This window comes from Stieleria mannarensis (genome assembly GCF_014154935.1).
In the GTDB taxonomy this organism is placed as follows: Bacteria; Planctomycetota; Planctomycetia; order Pirellulales; family Pirellulaceae; genus Stieleria; species Stieleria mannarensis.
On sequence record NZ_JACEHH010000050.1, the window covers coordinates 13,552 to 33,961 of the forward strand.

The 20,410-nt window shown below is 60.5% G+C and carries 16 protein-coding genes; 7 read left to right on the forward strand and 9 right to left on the reverse strand.

What is annotated here, in order from left to right; translation table 11 throughout:
* Positions 1 to 2: 2 nt before the first annotated feature.
* From H1B37_RS26140 to H1B37_RS26165, 6 genes are all read right to left on the reverse strand, one after another.
* Positions 3 to 857 carry a hypothetical protein gene (locus H1B37_RS26140; protein ID WP_182870227.1) on the reverse strand — a complete coding sequence of 285 codons (855 nt, stop codon included), beginning with the start codon at positions 855 to 857 and terminating at the stop codon, positions 3 to 5.
* Between the two features lie 141 nt (positions 858 to 998).
* Complete coding sequence (locus H1B37_RS34565; RefSeq protein ID WP_353620920.1) at positions 999 to 1,232, reverse strand: VOC family protein; 234 nt, start codon at positions 1,230 to 1,232, stop codon at positions 999 to 1,001.
* A gap of 9 nt (positions 1,233 to 1,241) precedes the next feature.
* On the reverse strand, positions 1,242 to 2,105 hold the full coding sequence (locus tag H1B37_RS26150) for an alpha/beta hydrolase (RefSeq protein WP_182870228.1): 864 nt from the start codon (positions 2,103 to 2,105) through the stop codon (positions 1,242 to 1,244).
* 195 nt (positions 2,106 to 2,300) lie between these two features.
* Positions 2,301 to 3,785, reverse strand: a complete 1,485-nt coding sequence (locus H1B37_RS26155; protein WP_182870229.1) for a DUF7133 domain-containing protein — start codon at positions 3,783 to 3,785, stop codon at positions 2,301 to 2,303.
* Positions 3,786 to 4,058: 273 nt separating this feature from the next.
* Complete coding sequence (locus H1B37_RS26160; RefSeq protein ID WP_182870230.1) at positions 4,059 to 6,887, reverse strand: c-type cytochrome; 2,829 nt, start codon at positions 6,885 to 6,887, stop codon at positions 4,059 to 4,061.
* Between the two features lie 402 nt (positions 6,888 to 7,289).
* On the reverse strand, positions 7,290 to 8,573 hold the full coding sequence (locus H1B37_RS26165; protein WP_182870231.1) for a BaiN/RdsA family NAD(P)/FAD-dependent oxidoreductase: 1,284 nt from the start codon (positions 8,571 to 8,573) through the stop codon (positions 7,290 to 7,292).
* Positions 8,574 to 8,818: 245 nt separating this feature from the next.
* Between H1B37_RS26165 and H1B37_RS26170 the strand changes: the two genes are divergently transcribed.
* From H1B37_RS26170 to H1B37_RS26185, 4 genes are all read left to right on the forward strand, one after another.
* Complete coding sequence (locus H1B37_RS26170; protein WP_182870232.1) at positions 8,819 to 9,988, forward strand: fatty acid desaturase family protein; 1,170 nt, start codon at positions 8,819 to 8,821, stop codon at positions 9,986 to 9,988.
* A 449-nt stretch (positions 9,989 to 10,437) separates the two neighbouring features.
* Positions 10,438 to 11,457 (forward strand): hypothetical protein, encoded by a 1,020-nt coding sequence (locus H1B37_RS26175; protein ID WP_182870233.1) that lies wholly within the window; start codon positions 10,438 to 10,440, stop codon positions 11,455 to 11,457.
* A 92-nt stretch (positions 11,458 to 11,549) separates the two neighbouring features.
* The gene (locus H1B37_RS26180; protein WP_182870234.1) at positions 11,550 to 11,840 is read left to right on the forward strand and encodes a hypothetical protein; all 291 of its coding nucleotides are present in this window, start codon (positions 11,550 to 11,552) and stop codon (positions 11,838 to 11,840) included.
* Between the two features lie 172 nt (positions 11,841 to 12,012).
* Positions 12,013 to 13,407: a methyltransferase RsmF C-terminal domain-like protein gene (locus H1B37_RS26185; protein ID WP_182870235.1), complete on the forward strand. Its 1,395-nt coding sequence runs from the start codon at positions 12,013 to 12,015 to the stop codon at positions 13,405 to 13,407.
* Positions 13,408 to 13,577: 170 nt separating this feature from the next.
* On the opposite strand, the gene H1B37_RS26190 is transcribed toward H1B37_RS26185, so the two are convergent.
* Complete coding sequence (locus H1B37_RS26190; RefSeq protein ID WP_182870260.1) at positions 13,578 to 14,471, reverse strand: bifunctional 5,10-methylenetetrahydrofolate dehydrogenase/5,10-methenyltetrahydrofolate cyclohydrolase; 894 nt, start codon at positions 14,469 to 14,471, stop codon at positions 13,578 to 13,580.
* A 173-nt stretch (positions 14,472 to 14,644) separates the two neighbouring features.
* Between H1B37_RS26190 and H1B37_RS26195 the strand changes: the two genes are divergently transcribed.
* Positions 14,645 to 16,357 (forward strand): NADPH-dependent assimilatory sulfite reductase hemoprotein subunit, encoded by a 1,713-nt coding sequence (locus H1B37_RS26195; RefSeq protein WP_182870236.1) that lies wholly within the window; start codon positions 14,645 to 14,647, stop codon positions 16,355 to 16,357.
* A 144-nt stretch (positions 16,358 to 16,501) separates the two neighbouring features.
* Here the strand turns inward: H1B37_RS26195 and H1B37_RS26200 are convergent, their stop codons facing one another.
* Together H1B37_RS26200 and H1B37_RS26205 are read right to left on the reverse strand one after the other, a co-directional pair.
* Positions 16,502 to 17,251, reverse strand: a complete 750-nt coding sequence (locus tag H1B37_RS26200) for an FHA domain-containing protein (RefSeq protein ID WP_182870237.1) — start codon at positions 17,249 to 17,251, stop codon at positions 16,502 to 16,504.
* 170 nt (positions 17,252 to 17,421) lie between these two features.
* Positions 17,422 to 18,399 carry a ThuA domain-containing protein gene (locus tag H1B37_RS26205; RefSeq protein ID WP_182870238.1) on the reverse strand — a complete coding sequence of 326 codons (978 nt, stop codon included), beginning with the start codon at positions 18,397 to 18,399 and terminating at the stop codon, positions 17,422 to 17,424.
* 103 nt (positions 18,400 to 18,502) lie between these two features.
* On the opposite strand from H1B37_RS26205, the gene H1B37_RS26210 reads away from it, so the two are divergent.
* Positions 18,503 to 19,390, forward strand: coding sequence for a class I SAM-dependent rRNA methyltransferase (locus H1B37_RS26210; RefSeq protein ID WP_353620921.1), 888 nt, complete (start codon positions 18,503 to 18,505; stop codon positions 19,388 to 19,390).
* Positions 19,391 to 19,537: 147 nt separating this feature from the next.
* Positions 19,538 to 20,353: an ATP-dependent sacrificial sulfur transferase LarE gene (gene larE, locus H1B37_RS26215; RefSeq protein WP_353620922.1), complete on the forward strand. Its 816-nt coding sequence runs from the start codon at positions 19,538 to 19,540 to the stop codon at positions 20,351 to 20,353.
* Positions 20,354 to 20,410 lie beyond the last annotated feature (57 nt).

A 20,410-nucleotide genomic window follows, 5' to 3' on the forward strand; every position in this document is an offset into this window, starting at 1 on the left:
CACTACTCGGCAATCACACCTGTGAGACCCGTCAAATATGGCGTTCGTTGTTCGGCAGTATCACGCTGGACGAATTCATCGGCTTGCCAAACGGTTTCTCCTTTGTGATCCAGCCGCAGTTGCCGCCAGGTGAATCGGACGGCTTGATACATCCACACGCTTTTTCCGTCGCGTTGCTGGACATCCAACCGGAGCAATAATTCCGGATCGGTCCCATTGTCCCAAACGAACGCGAACAGGGCACCGTCAAATTCCGCGGTCGAATCGTCGTATCGGAATAGCGGCTGGGGCAACAATCGCAGATGGTTGGTCTGGCCGTTGTGGATCATTTCCGCTTTGAATTGTCGCGCGATCCCACGCATCTGTACCAGTCGTTTCCCGCCGTCGGTCGCGACCGATGGCGCCGACGGCACGGGTTTCAATTCCAATTGCTCCACCTCGGGCATCCAGCGTTTCCGCGGCGCATTGCCGATGGTCATCGGAACGATGGGCGCCGGCTGAAGCAGATGCAGTTCGACAAATTCATAGTCCCGCTGATTGATGGGAATCGAACCGATGGTCCCGATCAACGCCAAGTGTTTCTTGGGCGTCATCCAAACGAAGACGCTGCCAAACACGTTGCCTTCGGAACTGAAACGAAACAGCGGTGTCTGTTGCCACTGATAGACCTCGCCAGCCTGCGACTGAAATTCTAATTCCTTGGCGGTCTGGTCGAATCGTTGAAACAATCGCTCGCTGCGTTCGGTCGTTTCGTTGCCCGGACCGTTTGCCGGCGGCGTCGGATCTTGCGCCGCAGCGATGGAGCCCCATGCGGCGCCGATCATCAGAACCATTCCCAAGGTGCGAATTATCACCATGTCCTCTCACCGATCGTCTGCTAGATACCGTGGGCCACGAAAGCCGGTCAGGTCGTGGCGATGAATCTCTAGCCTAGACCAAACCAGACACTGTGTCTACACCGGGCGGGGCGGGGGCGTGTCTGATCCTTCGCGTCTCATTCACTTCAGCGGGCCGAAATTAATCTGCCAGGACACACCGAATCGATCGGTCACCCAACCGAATCGCGTGCGGAAACCGTAGTCGTCCAACGGCATGCACCGTAACTCAGCCGCTTGATTTTGGCAAAGCACTCGCCGGACAGCGTCACTTGATCCAAGAAACAAGATGCATCGCGGTTTCAACGTAGCTACCTTCGCCAGAAGGTGGTTCCCCTGCATCCTAAACGCTCGCATCGAGCGTCGCTACGTCGACGTGGCGTTGATCCAGTCCAAAATACTCTGCAGGTATTCTTCACGCTGGATATCTTGGTGCAGGTCGTGCGCCCCGCCAGGCCAAATTTGAACGCTGGCGCGGCCGTGGGAGTTTTCCGAGAATTCGATCGACGCCCGGTGGCAGGTGATCACGTCGGCATCTCCGTGCGGGATCAGGGTCGGCGTTGCAAGTTCCCCCGCGTGCTCGATCAACCATTGTCCTGAGTCGATCAAGTCACGGCCCAGGCGTAAGCTGATCTGCTGTTGCACGAGCGGGTCGTCCAGGAACGCGCGCTGTTTCTGTGGATCGCGAGTGAGATCGGCCGGATCGATCGGTTTGTCCAATAGACGATCGGGCGCCAGGTGCGATAGCAACCGAAGCAGCGTCAGTTGGATCGGTCCGGGCGGGTTGACCGCACGCAACATCGGCGAAGCTGCGACCACCCAATCCATCGGCGAGTAACCGCGCAGCTGATGGTTCAACACAAGGTTGCCGCCCATGCTGACCCCCAAGAATCCGACCGAGGCGTCGGGATGCAGTTCTCTCAGACGTAGCAAAAAGGAATCGATGTCCTGCAACAGCGTTTCGTAACTCGGGATCCGCATCCGCCGACCAGGAGTCTTGCCATGTCCACACTGGTCGTAGGCATAGACGTGGATGCCGCGACCGGCCAACCAGCGTCCGGCCTCGTCGAATCGCCCGGAGTGATCGCCCAGGCCATGAACCACGCCCATGACGATCGGGGGCTGATGCGAGGCAGCTGACGCAGCAGGGGCCAGCCAGGACCTGACGAACCGATCGTGATGGCCCAGCGTCCAGGTTTGCCCGCGATCGTTTGTTTTGCTTGCGTGCATGTCGGCCGGTTCTCTGGGATTTCCATTCAGGCGTCGGGTGAATGGTAGGTGCAGGGCAAAACGATGGGGGCAAAACGATGGGGGCAAAACGATGGGGCAAAACGATGGGGGCAAAACGATGGGAGAGATGGAAGGCAGAATGATGGAAGGCAGAATGATGGAAGGCAGAATGATGATGGAAGCAACTTAATCCGCTTAAGGGATTTCGTTGAGCGTGTAGTACGCGTTGACGTGGACCAGCTTACCACCTTCGGCGGAACGGATCGGGGCGAGGTCGAATTCGTGGACGTGCCCTTGGACCAAGCCGTCGATCTTCAGCCGGACGCTCATGCCATCCTGGGCGACGATCGCCTCGGTGACGACCGGAGTGGTTTGATCGACTTCGGGGCTGCCGTAGCCTTGTTGATAGACGTGGGTAAACGTGGACAGCCGATAGCAATCATTTTTCGATGCGATGGTCGGATCGACGGGTTTGGTGAACGTGACTCGAAAACCATCGGGCAGCGCGTTGATCTGCTTGATTTCAAAGGGGACGATTCCGGTCCAGTCCAGCCGCTGGATCGCGAACTCGCGCGGTCCCCGCACCGGCCAACCGCGATTGGTTCCGCCGACGATCAGATCGCCGCGGGGTGTGAACTGACAGGCCAGCAACCCGGTCGCCAAGCCTTCGCGGAACGGATAACAAGCACCTTGCCAGACCCCGTTGATCTGTTCGGTCGTCGCCCGCATCACCACGCTCAGGCTGAAGTCGCCGACAAAGATCTGGTTTTCAAACGGCCCAAATTTGCCGCCGGTGCGATCCACCATGAAGCCCGAGATCGATCGTCCCATCTTGATGTAAGGGAACACGACGGCGTACGGCACCAATTCCTTGACGCGTTTCCGTTCGGTCAACAGCCGCGACCGGGTGTTTGGCTGGACGGTTGGCTTGTCCAGATTCTCTGCCAAGTCGTACCAACGGAAACTTGCCGGATGCCCCATGAAGCCGCCTGGCTGAAGGACTTTCAGGCTGCAGGATCCGTTCCACGGTCCTTGGCTTTCGGCGTAAAACATCACGCCATGTTCGTTGGGGCCGATCCCACCGGGGCTGCGGATGCCGCTGCAAACGGGGATCGTTTTTCCATCCGGGGTGACCTTCACGCACCAACCGCGAAACGGTTCATCGGACTGATAGGATTTGGACAGGCACAGCGCGACCCAGATGTTGCCTTCGGGATCAAGCTTTGATCCGAAGGCAAATTCGTGATAGTTGCGAAAGCCCCAGGCATCGCTGAGCGTTCGGAAGTGGTCCGCCAGCCCATCGCCGTCTTCGTCGGTGACCTTCGTGACTTCGGTTTGCTGGGTGATGTAAAACGCTCCGTCTTTGAAGGACATGCCCATGACTTCGTCCAGCCCACTGGCAAAGCGTTTGTACGTCGGTTGAGGGAATTGATCGAACGCCCCCTCGACCAACAAGATGTCGCCGCGTCGGGTGCCGATGGCCAGCCGATCGTCGGGCAGGACTTCAAAGCTGCCCGCTTCGATCGCGGCGTCCTCGGGGATCGGGATTTCGACGATCTTGTAGTACTTCGCTTCCTCCTCGGCCGTGTCCCAGTATTCGCCCAGGGTTTGGGCGCGGAGGGCTGGTGCCATCGTAATGGTGAAGGTCAGGACGAGGAGGAAATTGGTGTTCAGACGCATTGGGCTTCAGGTTCCACATGTTGCTGGTTGACGAATTTGTTCGTAGCGGAAGTCGCCAAGACTTTCGTTTTCAGAGGGCGGAAACAACTCTTCGAGCACAGGCCCTCTCCATCATTCTGCCCCGGATCATTCTGCCATCCCTCTCCTCATTCTCACCGGCTTGACAGGACGACCAGACGGGGTGGGAAAGGTAGGACGATTTTGCAGGTAGGAAAATTGGCTGAATCGAATCGGTGGTGCATCTCATCGTTTTCGTCCGTCCCCTCCACTCCCTTACCATCGGTACTCGACCTCCAGCGTGGTGCGGCCGGGCGGGAGTGATAGCGGCACGACCAATTGCTTATCCGATCCGTCGTCGACGATCTGGGATTGGTGTTGCGGATCGATTCGAACCTTCAGGGAATCCCCGACCAGAAAGGAATGCTCGGCGATCGCTCGGATACGTTTGCCCGATGCGACGCGAAAGACCAGGTTGTCGCGTCGGCGTTCGGCCTTCAACGTGACCGTCCGTTTCAACACCGGTTGATCGGCGTCAATCCCATCGATCGCGTAGTCTTCGATTTCGATCTCGCCGAATCGATACGTCCACGTGGGACGGCCGACCTCGTCCAGGTGATAACCGGTGAATCGGTGATGTGGTGGACGGCCCTCGTCGACGATCCACGGCTGTCGGGCATCGTCCAGGTCTGGCCCGGCGGAGAAACGGATCAGGTCGGTTCCCAGCGGCCGCACGGTCCCGTGTCCCTGACTGCGCCAGACGCCACCCGGATCGGCAAACTTGCCCTTCCAAATCATCGCCAGCCGCATCTGTTCGGCGTCAAAGGCCAAGTTGACTCCGCCGGGATACCCGACTCCGATCCCGCGTTTGCCGATGTCGCGATAACTTCGCCGGAGCATCACCGCGCGGCCCTGATCGGCCAGCAATTCGATCGGTTCCAATTGCAATCCCTGCGGTGTTCTGGCTTGCCGGCCTTCGCGCAGGTATTCCCAGATCGCTCCGACTTGAAGATTCGGATCCCCGTCCAAGATCTCTTTTCGGATCGCCTTCCCACCGGGCCAAAACGATGGCATCACCGTCCCGGGGCTGATGAGTTGCGGCGAGACCATGTATTGGAAGAACCATTCCTTGTGAAGCCGCTCGGCCATTTCCGTCAGGTCGACCGCGGGCATGGTTTGAGCCGGTTTGTGCTGGAAGGTGTGACATGCGATGCAGTTCAATCCGCCGCGACCGACCAGTTGGTGCCCGGTTTTACGCGTCTCCTTGGGATCCGACGTCTCGGAGATTTCGACCATCGGCTTGGGGTCGACCGACGCAAAAAGTTCGACCAGGTGAGCGACGTTGTCGGCACCGTATTGGGGCATTCGGGTTTTGACGTAAGGGCGAATGGACCGTCCCGCGACCAACACCTCACGCATCCATTTCGGACGCAGTTTCCCACCAACCCCGGTCAACGACGGCGGGATGCGTCCTTGGGGGCCCAGGTTTTCATTGGTGGTGTGAAAGAACGAATCACGCTGGTCCGACACGCCTCCTAAATCATCGCGCCGGTGGCAGCGGTAACAGCGAAACGTTTTCATCGTCAACACGATCTGGTCTCGGTCGTCCAACGTTGTGCCGACATCTGCAAGTGCAGCTCGGATCGCATCACGTTCACTGTCGTCCAAGTCATAGCGTGGCCAATTGCCGGAGCCATCCGAGAGACATCCTCGGTCGGTGTCCAGTTGCGACAGAGCGGGCAAGTGCATGGCAAGCTCCCGATGTTGGTCCAATGTCGCGGCGTTGTCGACAACGTGACATTCGGCGCAGCCGAGTTTCGCGAACCACTTGCGGCCCTGTTCGATCCACGAGGGATCGGCCCGGATCGGCGACGATTCGATCTGGGACGCCGCGCCGCCGGCCAAGTAGTTGGCCAGATCGATCGCCTCCCAGTGTGTCAGTTTCATGTCGGGCATTCGTCCCGAGGGTCGCACCGAGTGCGGGTGTTCGAGGAATGTCGACAGTCCGGCGACGCTATACTTTTGGCTCAGATCGCCCAGTGTGACCGAGCTTTCCGACATCGTTTCGGCCCCCTGATCGTCGCGTGGTGAATGGCAAGCGACGCATCCGACCGAATGAAACAGTTCGCGTCCGCGCGCCGCCGATTCCGCATCAACATCGTCGCGGTGAAACGGTTCCGCAGCCAGCGACACCAGGTAGCGGGTGATCGCCGTCGACGCCGCCTCGCGATCGTCGTCGGAGAGATGCCCCATCATTTCGGGCATGCTGGTTCCGGGTTTGACATGCTGCGGATCGGCGATGAAGCGACGGAGGTAACCGGGATCGATCCGCGACGCGGCGGAAGTCAGCCGCGGTGCTTGTTTGGCGGGAACCAGATTCTGGGCCGCCGTTGCTTCAGCATCATCATGATGGCAATTAACGCAACCGAATCGGTCCAACAAGACTCTGCCATAAAGTCGCGGCTCCAGCGTCTCCGTTGCGACCTTGGTGGTTCCCTCGATCTCCGGCATCGCGCCGGCTTGGGCGATGTCCATCAGGTACTTCACCAGATCCAGGAACTGTTGCCGGTCGGCCAGTTGGTCGGCCAACTTGGTCGGCATCGCAGAAACCGTGTCTTTGGCGAGCCGCTGGATGTCGTCGGTCGCGATCTCGATCAATCGGTTGGCGTCGGACAGTTCGCGCAACGCGATCGTTTCGTCATCCTGGCGAACGATCCTTCCGGTCACGACGCGACCGCCCAGCGTCAGGATCTTGACCGATTCGAATCCTTTGGAGATCACTTTGGAGGGCTGCAAGATCGCCTCGACGATCTCCTTGTCTTTCAATTTCGCCAAGGCTTGATTCAGGTCCGGCCCGAGCAAGTCCTCGGCGGCTTGGGCGTGGCACTTGGTACACGCCAGCGACTGCGTGGAAAACAAGATGGCCCCGCGGACCCCATCACCCCGTTGGCGTGCTTGGGCCGCCAGCGAGTCGCTGCTTTCGGCCAGCAACCGTTCGGTCAAGGAGGGTTGCGATGGGGACTGGGCGAGTCCCCGCCGGACGAATTCCCGCTGGGCGATGCAGGTGGTCAGCACCAGTAATGCGACGATGAAGATTCGATTCACGTCAGTGACTCTCGTTGTCGTGACGGAGCAAGAATGTTGATTGCCGACAGTGTAGCCGCAATGCGAATCACGATAAGGCAGAAGTGTGTCCGCGGTCACCAGTGGGATCGATCTCCCTCAATCGATTCAGCGATCGACCAGCTATGATCTTGGGGCGGTTGTGCTGGAAAGCATCACTGACATCAACCGGTGCGCACAATCGGCTCCGCTCTTGCGGGAATTTGGTAAGAAGATTTTTGGGGTAAGAAAATGGTGAATTCCTGCTTCTCTTCGATGGACCCAATCTTCCGACCGCTAAAACCTTCCTGCCCCTCGACGCGGCAAGGGTACCCTGTCACGTCGGTCGCAGTCAGGAGAGGGATGGCAGAATGATGACAGGCAGGAAGCCTCGCCAACTCTCACCTACTCGGACGAGCTGGCGGCGATCCCGGCGGCTCGACCGGTGCTGAAGGCGGCTTGAAAGTTGTAGCCGCCGATCCAGCCGTCGACGTCCAAGACTTCTCCGGCGATGTACAACCCCGACGCCTTTCGACTGGCCATCGTCCGCGGATCGACTTCGGACAACTTCACCCCGCCAGCGGTCACCTCGGCTTTGGCAAATCCTCGCGTGCCTTGGATCGGAAACGTGGCGGTCTTGAGTGCAGCGACCAGCGTTTGGAGTTTAACGCGGGAGAGTTCGGCGATCGGATCGTCGGCATGGTTGCTGCGGGTGATCGATTCGGCCAGTCGAGCGGGTAACCAATCGGCGATCACCGCGGCGGTCGTCCGCCGTCCACCACTGCTGCGATCGGTGAGAGCTTGCTCGATCTGTTGAATCGACAACGAGGGCACCAGATCAACCGTCAAGGTGACGTCATCAAAGGAGTCGGCACCGGTGATCGTGCCACTGACATCCATCGCCGCCGGACCGGAGAATCCCAGATGGGTGAACAGCCAGCTGCTGCGGCGGCTGACCAGCGGTTTGCGTTTGGACGGCGGCTTGGATTCCCAATCGCTGCGTCGATAGACCGACGCGACGCAATCCTCGAGCGTCAGCCCGGACAGGGCGTGAGTCCAGTGGTAACCGCCGACCAGGGGGACCAGTGCGGGGCGGGTGCGTACGATCGTGTGACCGAGCCGGTGCAACCAGGCATAGGCATCACCGGTCGTGCCGCAACCCGGCCAGCTTTTTCCGCCGGCGGTGACGATCAGTCGGTCGCAAGGGATCGCTTGGCAATCGGTTTGCACCGTCCAACCGTTGGGAGTCTGTTCGATTCCGCTGACGGCACAGCGGAGGTGCAGTTTCACGCCGGCCTGGATCGCACGTTGCTGGAGTGCGTCGCGGACGTGGACGGCCCGATCGGATTTGGGAAAGATCTTCCCGGTCGATTCCACCTTGGTGTCGACACCTTGCTGACGAAACATCGCCACCACATCGGCGGGACCGAACGCGCCGACGGACTTTTGCAAAAAGCGACCGGCTTTGCCAAAGGCGCTGACGATTCCCCGCGCGTCGGTGTCTTGGGTGATGTTGCAGCGTGTTCCGCCGGACATCAAGATTTTGACGCCGGCCTTGCTGTTCTTCTCCAACAGGTAGACCGTCGCCCCCCGCATCGAGGCCTCCGCGGCGGCGACCAATCCGGCGGCCCCGGCCCCGATCACCACGATGCGGCGCGCGTTATTGTCACGGTGGGATGGATCTGTCATGGACTCTCGGGCTGCGACAATGGCGACATGGACAACTTTGGGGAATTTGCGGGCGAGGCTGTAAGGTCGTATTTAAACTGAAGGTTTACGAGGGCGGTCCACCAAATTTTGCCGCCATCCAAGGACGATAGAAACAACACGAGGATTCTGTCCAGTAGCGCCGTGGTGCCCGACGATGTGCCCGACGATGTGCCCCATGGCTTGCCGGACCACCACCGCGACCCACTTCCACGATCACAGCAGCGATGTCCGTTAATAGCCCAGCCAAGCTTGCCCGCGACACCCACCCCGACCCCAAACGCGCTGGCCAATCCGGGCCGCAGAAACCCGGCGGCGACGGCCAGTTTTCGTTTGCCGAGGCGCGCAGCTTGATCGGAGATCTGGCGAAGCCGAATCCGCGGATCTACTGGACGGACTTTCTGTTGTCGATCATTGGCGGGTTCATCGCCTTGCACGCCACGCTGCACGTGCCGCGATTGTTCTGGTCGGAACCGTGGGTGGTTCCCGCCGTGATCGTGTCATACCTGGCGACCGTGCTGTTGTTCATGCGCTCGGTCATGTTCATCCACGAATTGGTGCATCTGCCCAAAGAAGGGTTCAACGGATTTCGATTCGTATGGAATCTGCTGTGCGGGATTCCGTTGTTCGTCCCCTCGTTCCTGTATTACCCGCACATGGACCACCATCGCCGCAAACACTACGGCACCGAGCATGACGGGGAATACCTGTCGCTCAGCCATCACAGCCCGTGGATGATCGTGGGTTTCATCGGCCAAGCGTTGGTCATTCCGTTCTTGGGGCTGTTTCGGTTTGTGGTGTTGAGCCCGGTTTGTTGGTTGATTCCCGGGGCGCGCAAACTGGTCCATCGTCACGCATCCACGATGGTGGTGGATCCGTTTTACGAGCGTGAGGACGCGTCGAAGTCCGAGATGCGTGTCGTCGTGGTGCAAGAGTTCTTTTGTTTCCTGGTCGGAGCCGGATTGATCTTTCGTCACAAAATCGTCACCGGCGAGTGGTTCGATCCGTTGTGGATCGTCGCCTACAGCGTCGCGATCGGGTTGTTGACGCTGAACGAAATTCGGACCTTGGGGGCGCACCGCTGGACCGGTGACGGGGCGGAGATGACGTTTGAGGAACAGTTGCTCGATTCGGTCAACTATCCGCATGCCCCGTGGATCAGCGAATTGTGGGGACCGATCGGGACGCGTTACCATGCGTTGCATCACCTGTTCCCGCGTTTGCCGTACCACAACTTGGGCAAAGCCCACCGCCGATTGATCGAAGGCTTGCCGGCCGACTCGCCGTATCACAAGACGGTCGCCAACAGTTTGACCGCCGAGATCAAGGCGCTGTGGCGGCGCTCGCGCGATCGGGGCAAGACGGCCGAGAGCCAACCGGCAAAGATCGCGGCCTGACCCCCTTTTCGCGCACTTGACGACGCGTTCGGAGAGTCGCCGTGTTCTCTGAACTCGGCGGCCCCCAAAGTCGCCGTGTTCTCCGAACTCGGCGGGCGCGAAAAAGCAAAGCTTGGGCCCCCGCCGACCTCGGAGAGGCATAGGCATCAAGTGAAGGACTTCACCCTCCCTGGAAGGGAGGGTCGAGCGCAGCGAGGGGAGGGTCGAGCGGCGGTGTGCGAGTGCATCCGAGCCACAGGCAACCCTCCCCGCGTCGTCGTATACTCCTCCGCGACCTTCCCAAGAGGGAGGGTGAATTCGGCTCAGCGATGAATCGCCCGCTTAACTTGATGCCGATGCCCCGCCGGCCGTCGCATCTTGCGTGATCACTACCGCTTGCGTGATACTGCACGCGAAGAACGGAGGAAGGGAGTGGTCCAAGATGAAAAGTGTCGACGCGGAGCCCTGGCTTGAACAAGAGTGAGATTCATGCCGGCTATGAATTCGAATCGGGGATGTTTTCTCGGATGCGTTCCTGGGTGGACGTGGCATCCTGGGTCCGCTTGGCCCGCGTCCCCCGAATCATGGCCTCTCCCAGTCACGTCGCTCTGGTGCTTGTCGCCTGTCTGGTGACACGTGTTCTGGTCTCGTCTGCTGTCGCCGTACGCGTCGCGCCAGCGCCGTTTTGGGAATTGCAATCGCACTTGGAGCCGATTGCGGCGATGTGGAATGCGGCCGGCCCATTGCTGGGAACCACACTGGTCGTGGCGATGTGGGTGCTCTGGACACCGGTGATCCAATTTGTTTGCCGTGGCGGCGCGGTGCTGGCCGCCGGCAAGTCGATGCCGCGTGCCGGAGGAGTCATGCGGCTGGTGCGATCGCGGCTGTGGAAATCGTTCTTGGTTCCGATCATCCCGTTGTTGTGCGTGCTGGCGTTGGCTGCTGCCGTGTTCGTGATCCGTGTGCCGAGTTTATTGGCCGACATTGCGTGGCTTTCTCAGGCGACGGGTTGGGCGATCGGCATCGCGGTCATCCCGGTCGGCATTCTGGGATTCGGGGCATTGTTCGCGATACCGCTGGCGCTTGCCGCGATGGTTTGTGAACCGGATCCGGACCCGATCGATTCACTCAGCCGAGGCTATGAGGCATTCGTTCGTCGGCCGTTGTCGTTGGTCTGGTACCTGTTCGTTTCCGGTGCGATGGTATTCGTCGCCGGGGGGCTACTGGGCGGCGTCGGCTGGGCAGCGTCGTTGGCGACCTGGGGACTCAATTCGCTGATCGCGCCGGACCGGTTGCAATTGAACGCCGCCCTGGAAATCATCGCGACCCTCATGATTGCCTGGCAACTCACGCTGGCGTTTGGTCTACTCGGGGGAGTCTATTTGTTGCTTCGCAGCGACGCCGGTGGCCAAGAGCCGGAGGACCTTTGGACGCCTCGGCAGGCTGCCAAAGAGCCGCTGCCCGAATTGCCCAAGGAGGCACTTGAGTGATGAATCCCGCCGATAGGCCGCCGAGTACTTCACCATCATCCGCATCGAGGGCGGGGACCGCATCGGGGGCAGGGACGCCTGAATCGCAGGCGGTGAAGGTGAAGCACGGCCCCAAGATTCAAATCAGCCTGTCGCTGATGTTGTTGATGATGGTCGTGTTCGCCTTCCTCTCGGCGGCCTTGTTCTACGCCTCGCGGGTCCCCGCGATCCGCGAAGAACTGAGTGTGCTGTTCTATGGCGAAGCGGGTGAGGGCGGTGAAGACGTCGGCCGCCTGGCACATCGGGCGTTCATCATGTTCACGTTCACCTCGCCGTTGCTGTTGGCTTGTGTTCTCTCGCTGACGGTTTCGGCATTGAAGTATTTGGGGCGTAAGTCGCCGTGAACGTGCCATCCATCGGTGCATGCGTGTCTGCGCAAGTCGTCAGTTTATTTAAGACACCTTCCCTCGCAGAGGTCGTGCGGTTTTTAACCTCTGATTTGACAGGCGTTTACGACTTCACCCTCCCTGGCAGGGAGGGTCGCGGAGGAGTGAGCGACGACGCGGGGAGGGTTTCGTGACTGATTTAGACAGCCATGCCTCCGGTGCAACGAATGCGTCCGATGAAGCTGGCGCGGACCTCCGCCGTTCACTTGCCGCGGCGCTCGGCACGGTCGCGATTTCCGACGAAGAGTTGGCGGCGTTTTCGGCGGCGTTGCTGACGCGTCATCGCAATGCGTTGCGTTGCCGCAGCGAGATCGATCAAGCCGACCTCTCGTTTCCCGTCCGCCCGGTCGACTGGTATTCACTCGGCTATCACTGCACTGATTCGGAGGCCCGCCCCAGCCGGACGTTGGACTACGCCGCCGGGGACTTTTTCATTCAGGATGCCGGTTCGATGTTGGCCCTCGCCGCGTGCGAAGCGGATGTGCCTCCCCAACGGGACCGATTAATCTGTGACCTGTGTGCCGCACCGGGCGGCAAGTCGAGCGCGCTGCTGGAATCGATCGGCGACGGTTTCCTGTTGGCCAACGAACCGATCAAGTCTCGGATCGCACCGCTGGCGTACAACTTGGCTCGAACCGGAAACGATCGATACGCGATTTCCAGCCTGGATCCCGAAGTCCTGCAGACGCGACTCGGCGGCGTCTTCGATTTGGTCTTGGCCGATGTCCCGTGCAGCGGGCAAGCACTCTTGGGCCGCGGCAAGCAAAGCCTGGCTGCGGTCTCGCCGACCCAAATTGAACACAGCGCGCTGCGGGCCCGCCGCATCCTGTCGTCCGCGATCGGGCTGCTGCGTCCGGGCGGTCGGCTGGTGCTCAGCACCTGCACGTTCGCCGACGCGGAGAACGAATCGCAAGTGCGTTGGTTGCTGGAAAAGGATGGCGTGGCGGCCGAGCCGATCGATCGATTGGCCGACTATGCGAGTGATGATTCCGGATGTAGCTATCGACTGTGGCCGCACCGCCATCGCTGTGCGGGCAGCTTTGCGGCCTCGTTGCGATCCGACATCGGCGCAGCAGCCGCAGTCGAGCCAGCGTCGAGAAAGAAACGAAAGCGTCGTGAGAAACCGGAGCGGTTGCCCGATGAACTGGGGGAATGGTTCGGCGTCACGCCGCAGCGTTATCAAGTCGCCGGGGCGGTCATCTGGGCTTGGCCCGAGGACGCTCCGTCGTGGGCCGAATCGATTTCCGCCGCCGGCCCGGAACTCACCTATCGTACCGGTCAAACCTGGAAGCCGTCGCACGAGGCGTCGCTGCGTCGAACCGGGGCGCTGCGAGGATTGCAATCGGTCGATGTCGATGATTCGACGGCGCAGCAGTTCCTAAGCGGACAACCGATCGCGTGCGCGTTGACGGGCTGGTGCGTGGTGCGTCACCGAGGCCGACCGTTGGGCTGGATCAAGGCGTCGCGTGGGACCGGCAAGAACCACCTGCCCGCCGCGGCCAGGATGGAAGTGGGGGTGGGATAGGTGGACCGTGTTTTTCGCAATAGCGAGAACGAGATTCGTGTCGTAGCGGAAGCCGCCAAGGCTTTCGGACCTCCTGCTGCGGCGCCGCACCGGTGCGAAACTCTTGGCGAGTTCCGCTACCCTAACGCCTTGCGGAATCGACAGGCTGGAAGCCTATCCCACAGGCGGCACTAGCGTCCGCTTTGCAATTTCGCCGCGGCCAGGGTGTTGTGCAGCAGCATGGCGATCGTCAGCGGTCCGACGCCGCCGGGGACGGGCGTGATTGCCGACGCGACCTCCTTGGCTTGATCAAACGCGACATCGCCGACCAGTTTGTCGCCGACGCGATTGATGCCGACATCGATCACGATTGCGCCGGGTTTGATCATGTCGCCGGTGATCATTTCGGGGCGGCCGACGGCGGCGATCAAGCAATCGGCGTCGCGACAAACGGCCGCCAGGTCTGCCGTGCGGCTGTGGGCCAGCGTGACCGTGGCGTTGGCGACCTCGGGACCACAGGAACCGGTTTTCTGGGCCAACATCATCGCCATCGGTTTGCCGACGATGTCGCTGCGGCCGACGACGCAAACCTTTTTTCCGGACACCGACAGGTTGGAACGACCGAGCAGTTGGACGATGCCGTGGGGGGTGCAGGGCAAGAAACGCGGGCGACCTTGCATCATCAGGCCGACGTTGACCGGGGAAAAGGCGTCGACGTCCTTCAGCGGATCGATGGCGTCCAGGATTTCTCGTTCGTCGTACCGGACGTCGTCGGTCGACGGCAACGGGAGCTGCACCAAAATACCGTTGACGTTGGTGTCGGTATTGAGTTCGGCGATCAGCGCCATCAGCTCGTCTTGGCCGGCGTCGGCGGGCAAGCGGTGGGTGCGGCCGTCGATCCCGGCTTTTTCACAGGCCCGGGCCTTGTTTCGCACGTAAACCTGGCTGGCGGGGTCCTCGCCCACCAACACGGCGGTCAGGCAGGGGGGCGGGGCACCGCCGGCGACAAAGTCCGCGACTTCCTTGGCCGTCTCGGCGCGAATTTCCGCCGCCACCTGCTTTCCATCCAAAATCACTGCCGTCATGTTCGCCTCGTCTTGCGTCAGCTCGTCGCACCCCTGTTCTGTCAGGCGCCGATAGCCGATGGGTTTACCATAGTGGGAAACGCGATTGATCGTTATAGTTCGCGTAGATTCACAGTTCATCTGTCGCCCGGTTCCGGACCGGCGAAACGATATCACACAGGATTTTTGACTCGATGTCTACCGAAGCGCCGAAGCTTAGCCCGGTCGAAAAAATCAAAGAGGCGAGCGAGTATCTCAAAGGCACCATCGACACGGAGATGGCTGCCGACACCGACCATTTCGGCAAATCGGACATCCAGTTGCTGAAATTCCACGGCACCTACCAGCAAGACGATCGCGACAAGCGGGCGGAATTGAAAAAAGCCGGCGGCGGGAAGGCGTTCGCGATGATGGTCCGCTGCCGGATTCCCGCCGGGCGAATCACCAGCGAGCAGATGCTGGCCCAGCTGGATCTGTGTGAGGAACTCGGTGATTCGACGATGAAAATCACCTCGCGACAGACGCTGCAGTTGCACGGTGTGCTCAAGAAAGATCTCCGCAAGACGATCCATCGGATCAACGAGATCGAATTGTCGACGTTGGCCGCCTGTGGCGACGTCAATCGAAACATCATGTGCTGCCCGGCCAAACGGGCCGACGGCGTTCATCAGGAAATGTTGGCGCTGACCGACGAATTGGTCGCCGCCCTGGCGCCGCAAACGCCGGCCTACCACGAGTTGTGGCTGACCGATCCGGAAACCGGCGAAAAAACGCTCGAAGGCGGCGGCCCGATCGTCGAACCGCTGTACGGGCCGACCTACCTGCCGCGGAAGTTCAAGGTCGGAATCGCCCTGCCCGAAGACAACTGCATCGACATCTACACGCAAGACCTGGGTTTCTTGGCGATCGTCCGCGATGGCAAAATCATCGGCTACAACGTACTGGTCGGCGGCGGCATGGGGGCCACCCCCGCACTCAAGCGGACCTATCCCGCGCTGGCCAAACGGATGGCGTTCTGCACGCCCGAACAAGCGGTCGAAGTCAGCAAGGCGGTCATCAAGGTCCAACGGGATCACGGCAACCGCGCAGACCGCAAGGTTGCCCGGATGAAGTATCTGGTCGACAATTGGGGCGTCGAAAAATTCCGCCGCGCGGTCGAAGAACAATTCGGTGGCCCGCTTGCCGATTGCGAGCCCGATGACGTCACCGGTTTTGACGACCACATGGGCTGGCAAGACCAGGGCGATGGGAAATGGTCCTATGGGCTGAACATCGAAAACGGTCGACTGTACGACAACGAACACCGTCAGCTCAAAGCGATGATGCGTGAAGTGTGTCGCACCTTCGGCACCGAATTGCGGATGACCGGGCACCAGAGCATCATCGTGACCGACATCGATCCGGCCGATAAAGACAAGTTGATCGAGATCATCCGCCGGCACAACGTCCGCACGACCGAAGAAACCAGCACCGTCCGCCGCTGGTCGATGGCCTGTGTCGCCCTGCCGACCTGTGGCCTGGCGATCACCGAAAGCGAACGTCGGCTGCCCAGTTTGATCGACGACCTGGAACCACCGCTGGCCAAACTCGGCCTGGACAAAGAACGTTTTACGATCCGAGTGACCGGGTGCCCGAACGGATGTGCCCGACCCTACAACGCCGACCTGGCTCTGGTCGGCAAGGCCAAAGACCGCTACACCCTGTTCGCAGGTGGCGGCTGGTTGGGCAATCGACTGGCGTACCTGTACAAAGACTTGGTCCCGTCGGACCAGATCGTTGATGAGATCGTCGCCATCGCATCGGCCTACAAGGCCAACCGCGAGGAAGGTGAATCGCTGGGCGATTTTTGTGCCCGCGTCGGTCAAGAAGACCTGACCGTGATGGCCGCCGCGGCGCCCAAGCCGTAGCGGTTATTCGGGAATGCCGCGCGGTCTGACGATTGGGTAGGAGGCGGTCAGTGGAAGAGCTGTACGACGTCCTTTCTAGGTCGTCGTGCCAAGCCCCACGGGCGACGGCCCGGAAGGGCCAGCGTACATCAGAAAAGTGATCGCCTACCGCACGAACAAATTCTTCAGTGCCGCCGAGGCGGCGCTCTGCGAATCCTTGGGCCCCTTGGGACGCAGGTGCGGGGGAAGCTTCTTGGTGTCGGTTGATGGTTCGTCTTCGGATTCCTTCGCCCGCTTCCCGTCCGCCCGCGACACGCTGGTCGACTCGTCAGATTCATCGGCTTCGCCCGACTGAGTGGAAGCGTCGTCGCTGTCCTCGCCGGCCGGCGAATTCGTGGCGACACGGTCGGGCTCCTTCGACGCAGCTTTTCCGCTCGCCTTGACCACCGGCTCAGTCTTGTCGTCGCTGGGTTGATCGAGCCGGGCGGCGAGTTCATCCAGTTCGCTCAGCAGCTGCGCCGCCCCTTTGACGTCATCCTGCGGTACGATGCCCGGCCCGGAAAGTGTCGAAAGATCGATCAGCTCGGGGCGATGGGGTTCCCTGGTCTCCCGGTCGCGGATCGAGATTCGAAAGGTGTACTTGCCGATCCGAAGCTTATCGTGATGCGACAATTGTCGTGGGACGTCGGGTGCGACCGCATCGCCATCGACGACCGTTCCGTTGCGACTTTGCAAATCTCGAATCAAGACGTTGTCGTCATCAAACACGATCGTGCAGTGTTTTCGGCTGACCGATCGCGACGTAAACGCCAAGTCGCAATCATCACCACGGCCGATCAAGAATGGTGATGATTCGATGTGGTATCGAGTGCCCTTTCGCGAACCATTTGTCTGAAGCAGGGTGATGGTAAACAAGAGTCTGCTGCTGAATCCGTTACGACGATTCCCTCACGAGTCACGAGTTAGAAAGCATAGGGATGGGACATGAAGATTCGGCAAAGCAACGCAGCGCGTTTGATGTGGATTGAATGAACTATGCCACGACACTGGTGGGCAGCCACTTGCCTTGCGGAGGGTCGCCGCACTTATCTTGCCGCGGGGGCCAGGGCGGGCTGAACGTTATTCAGTTCGTCGCTGGGCGTCGCGTCGGCGGGTAAATCGCCGAGCGCGTATTGAATACCGTCAAGCATGTGCTGGACGATCACGGGATTGGCGAAGGTGTCTTCGCGATGGCCAAAATTGGTGTAAAACACGCGGCCGTCACCGGCCTTGCGGACCCAGGAGACGGGAACCTCGCGCGGCCCGTCGTTGATCCGGCTGGAAACGGCTTCCTTGCTCATGTCCAGGCTGACCAACACGCGCAGCACCTTTGTGCCGACATACGATTCAGGCTTGTACTGGTAGATCTCATCGCTGTGCCAGAACCCTGATCCATCGAAGGCGGCATTGAGCACGTGGCCGGGGTCATCCAATTTGAAGGCCCACTTTCCTCCGGCCCCCCAGGGGTGGCCGGCAAACGTGCCGCCGACGATCGCCAAACAATCCGGGTGTCGGTTGAAGTTGTCGCTGGCCGCGTGGAAACCGATCAGCCCTTTGCCGCCGATGATGAAGTCCATGAAGGCATCGCGTTGGGACGGTTCGGGGAACTGCATGTGGGTCGTGTTGTTCAGCAAGATGGCATCGTACTTCGCCAAGTTTTCGGCCTGGAACACGTCGTAGGTGTCGGCAAAATCGACCTCGAATGCTTTCGATTTTTCCGCCATCACGCGGACACATTCGTTGGCGTGCGGGATCGAAGTATGAATAAAACCTTCGCACCGATAGAAGGCCAGGACACGACGTTTGGTCGCCGGTTTGGCCGTCGGCTGGGCGGGGACGGCGGCCGCGATCTGGTGCTTGTCGTTCTCGGTCAGCGGTTTGAATCGCTCGGCTTTCTTCTGTTCCCACGGATCGGGATCTTGGGCAGACAGTGCGTCGGCATGGAGCGAGACGAGGCTGAATGAACCGGCCGCGATCACGGCGATCAGAAGCGAGACAAATCGGGGACGAGATTCGGTGGGCATCGATGGACTCGGTGGGCGTAGGGGGCTGTTGGGGGGATCCGCTATTGTAGTCTCCTTTACACGGGATCGGTAAGAGTTCACCCTTGGGGCGATGAGTAACACGGTGAATGAACGATCGCACGGGCCGGGTTATCGGTTGCTGGATTTTGGCCAAGGTCGCAAGCTGGAATCATTCGGCGGTCGGCTAGTGGACCGTCCCTGTCCGGCAGCCGACGGAAACCGAAAACAGCGGTCGGATCTGTGGCAGGACGCCGATTCCAGGTTTGACCCGCAGCGGCGTCGCTGGACACATCGCACGGTGTGGAGCGACCAGCTGCAAGTCGATTTTGCCGGGATCCGAATGCCGATCGCGCCGACACCGTTTGGTCACGTCGGTGTGTTCCCCGAACAGCTGCCCAATTGGCGCTGGCTGCGCCAGACCGCTCCGAAAGCCGGCGGCGACGCGAGCGGGTTGAATCTGTTCGCCTACACCGGCGCGAGCTCGATCGCGATGGCGCTGGCGGGGATGAAGGTCGCCCACGTGGACGCCGCAAAACCCAACGTCACGTCGGCTCGAACGGTCGCCGGTTTGAACGGATTGGCCGAGCATCCGATCCGCTACCTGGTCGACGATGCGGCCAAGTTCGTCGCCCGCGAAGTCCGCCGCGGCAACCGCTACCACACGATTGTGATGGATCCCCCCGCCTACGGGCACGGACCGTCGGGAAAAGCGTGGCGGCTTGAACGTGACCTGTGGCCGCTGGTCGACGATTGTTTAACGCTGCTGTCGCCGAACGGATTTCGTCTGCTGATCACCGGCCATTCACCGCAGGTCAGCGGCGGCGACGTGGTAGACTATTTAAGGGCAACACTGCCGGAAAAGCTCGCCGTTCCGGTCCGCCAGTTCGATGCGTTTGTCGACAGCGGACGTTTGTCGCTGAACGATTCGGGGAACCGGAAACTCGATGCGGGCTTTTTCGTTCGCGTCGCCTTTGATTCCAACACTGTCTGAGCTACACCGTCTGAGCAACACTGCATGACGATCGATTCCTCCACTTCCCCGGCCCCCGACCTTCCTCTCGCCTCTGCGCCGAGTCCCCGTTCGTCTGCGCAGGCGGCGGTCGAATCTCGGACTGTTCAATCGCGTGCAGAGGAGTTGGTGGAATGGTTCCATGGCCGTGGCGCGATCGCCGTGGCGTTCTCCGGTGGCGTGGACAGCAGCGTGGTCTTGGCCGCTGCGCTCGCCAGTGCCGCCGATTCAGTCACGGCGGTCACGGCGGTCTCGCCCAGTGTGGCCCGCTGGCAAATCGAATTGGCCAAATCGATCGCCGCTCACTTGGCCGCCGACCATCGATTGATCGAGACCGACGAGGTGTCGTTGCCGCAGTACCGCGTCAATGACGCGTCGCGTTGCTTTCACTGCAAAAGCACGCTTTACCAGACGCTTGATCGATTGTGTCAAAGTCCTGAATTGGATGCCGCAACGATCGTGTCGGGCACCAACGCCGATGACCTGGGGGATTATCGACCGGGCATCGCAGCCGGCGACCGAGCGGGGGTGTTGAAACCGTTGGCGGAATTGGGGATCGATAAATCCGGTGTACGCGAGTTGGCGCGTCACTTCGGTTTACCCAACGCATCCTTGCCCGCTTCGCCATGCTTGGCCAGCCGGATCGCGTATGGTGTCCCGGTTACGCCGGAGCGATTGGCACAGGTGGAACAGGCTGAGGATCTGCTGCGCGGGATGGGATTGGCAAACGTACGCGTCCGCTTTCACGAAGGCGACTTGGCACGCATTGAAGTGCCGGCCGACCAGATCAGCAAACTCGCCGACGCCCCGCTGCGTACCGAGTTGACGCAGCGATTGACCGAAATCGGTTTCCGCTACGTCACCTTGGACCTGCAAGGCTTTTCCAGCGGCAGCATGAATCGGCAACTCGTCTCCCTCGGCGGTCCGACCGACTCGGGAACGTAAATCAGGACTTAACCATCTGGAATCAACGCGATCCCAACGAGCGGACCACTCCAACCG

What these genes read in the sequence shown, in the direction of transcription:
- H1B37_RS26140 (WP_182870227.1), bottom strand. Translation starts at nt 857, where the DNA reads ATGGTGATAATTCGCACCTTGGGAATGGTTCTGATGATCGGCGCCGCA.
- H1B37_RS34565 (WP_353620920.1), bottom strand. Translation starts at nt 1,232, where the DNA reads ATGCGAGCGTTTAGGATGCAGGGGAACCACCTTCTGGCGAAGGTAGCT.
- H1B37_RS26150 (WP_182870228.1), bottom strand. Translation starts at nt 2,105, where the DNA reads ATGCACGCAAGCAAAACAAACGATCGCGGGCAAACCTGGACGCTGGGC.
- H1B37_RS26155 (WP_182870229.1), bottom strand. Translation starts at nt 3,785, where the DNA reads ATGCGTCTGAACACCAATTTCCTCCTCGTCCTGACCTTCACCATTACG.
- H1B37_RS26165 (WP_182870231.1), bottom strand. Translation starts at nt 8,573, where the DNA reads ATGACAGATCCATCCCACCGTGACAATAACGCGCGCCGCATCGTGGTG.
- H1B37_RS26170 (WP_182870232.1), top strand. Translation starts at nt 8,819, where the DNA reads ATGTCCGTTAATAGCCCAGCCAAGCTTGCCCGCGACACCCACCCCGAC.
- H1B37_RS26190 (WP_182870260.1), bottom strand. Translation starts at nt 14,471, where the DNA reads ATGACGGCAGTGATTTTGGATGGAAAGCAGGTGGCGGCGGAAATTCGC.
- H1B37_RS26195 (WP_182870236.1), top strand. Translation starts at nt 14,645, where the DNA reads ATGTCTACCGAAGCGCCGAAGCTTAGCCCGGTCGAAAAAATCAAAGAG.
- H1B37_RS26205 (WP_182870238.1), bottom strand. Translation starts at nt 18,399, where the DNA reads ATGCCCACCGAATCTCGTCCCCGATTTGTCTCGCTTCTGATCGCCGTG.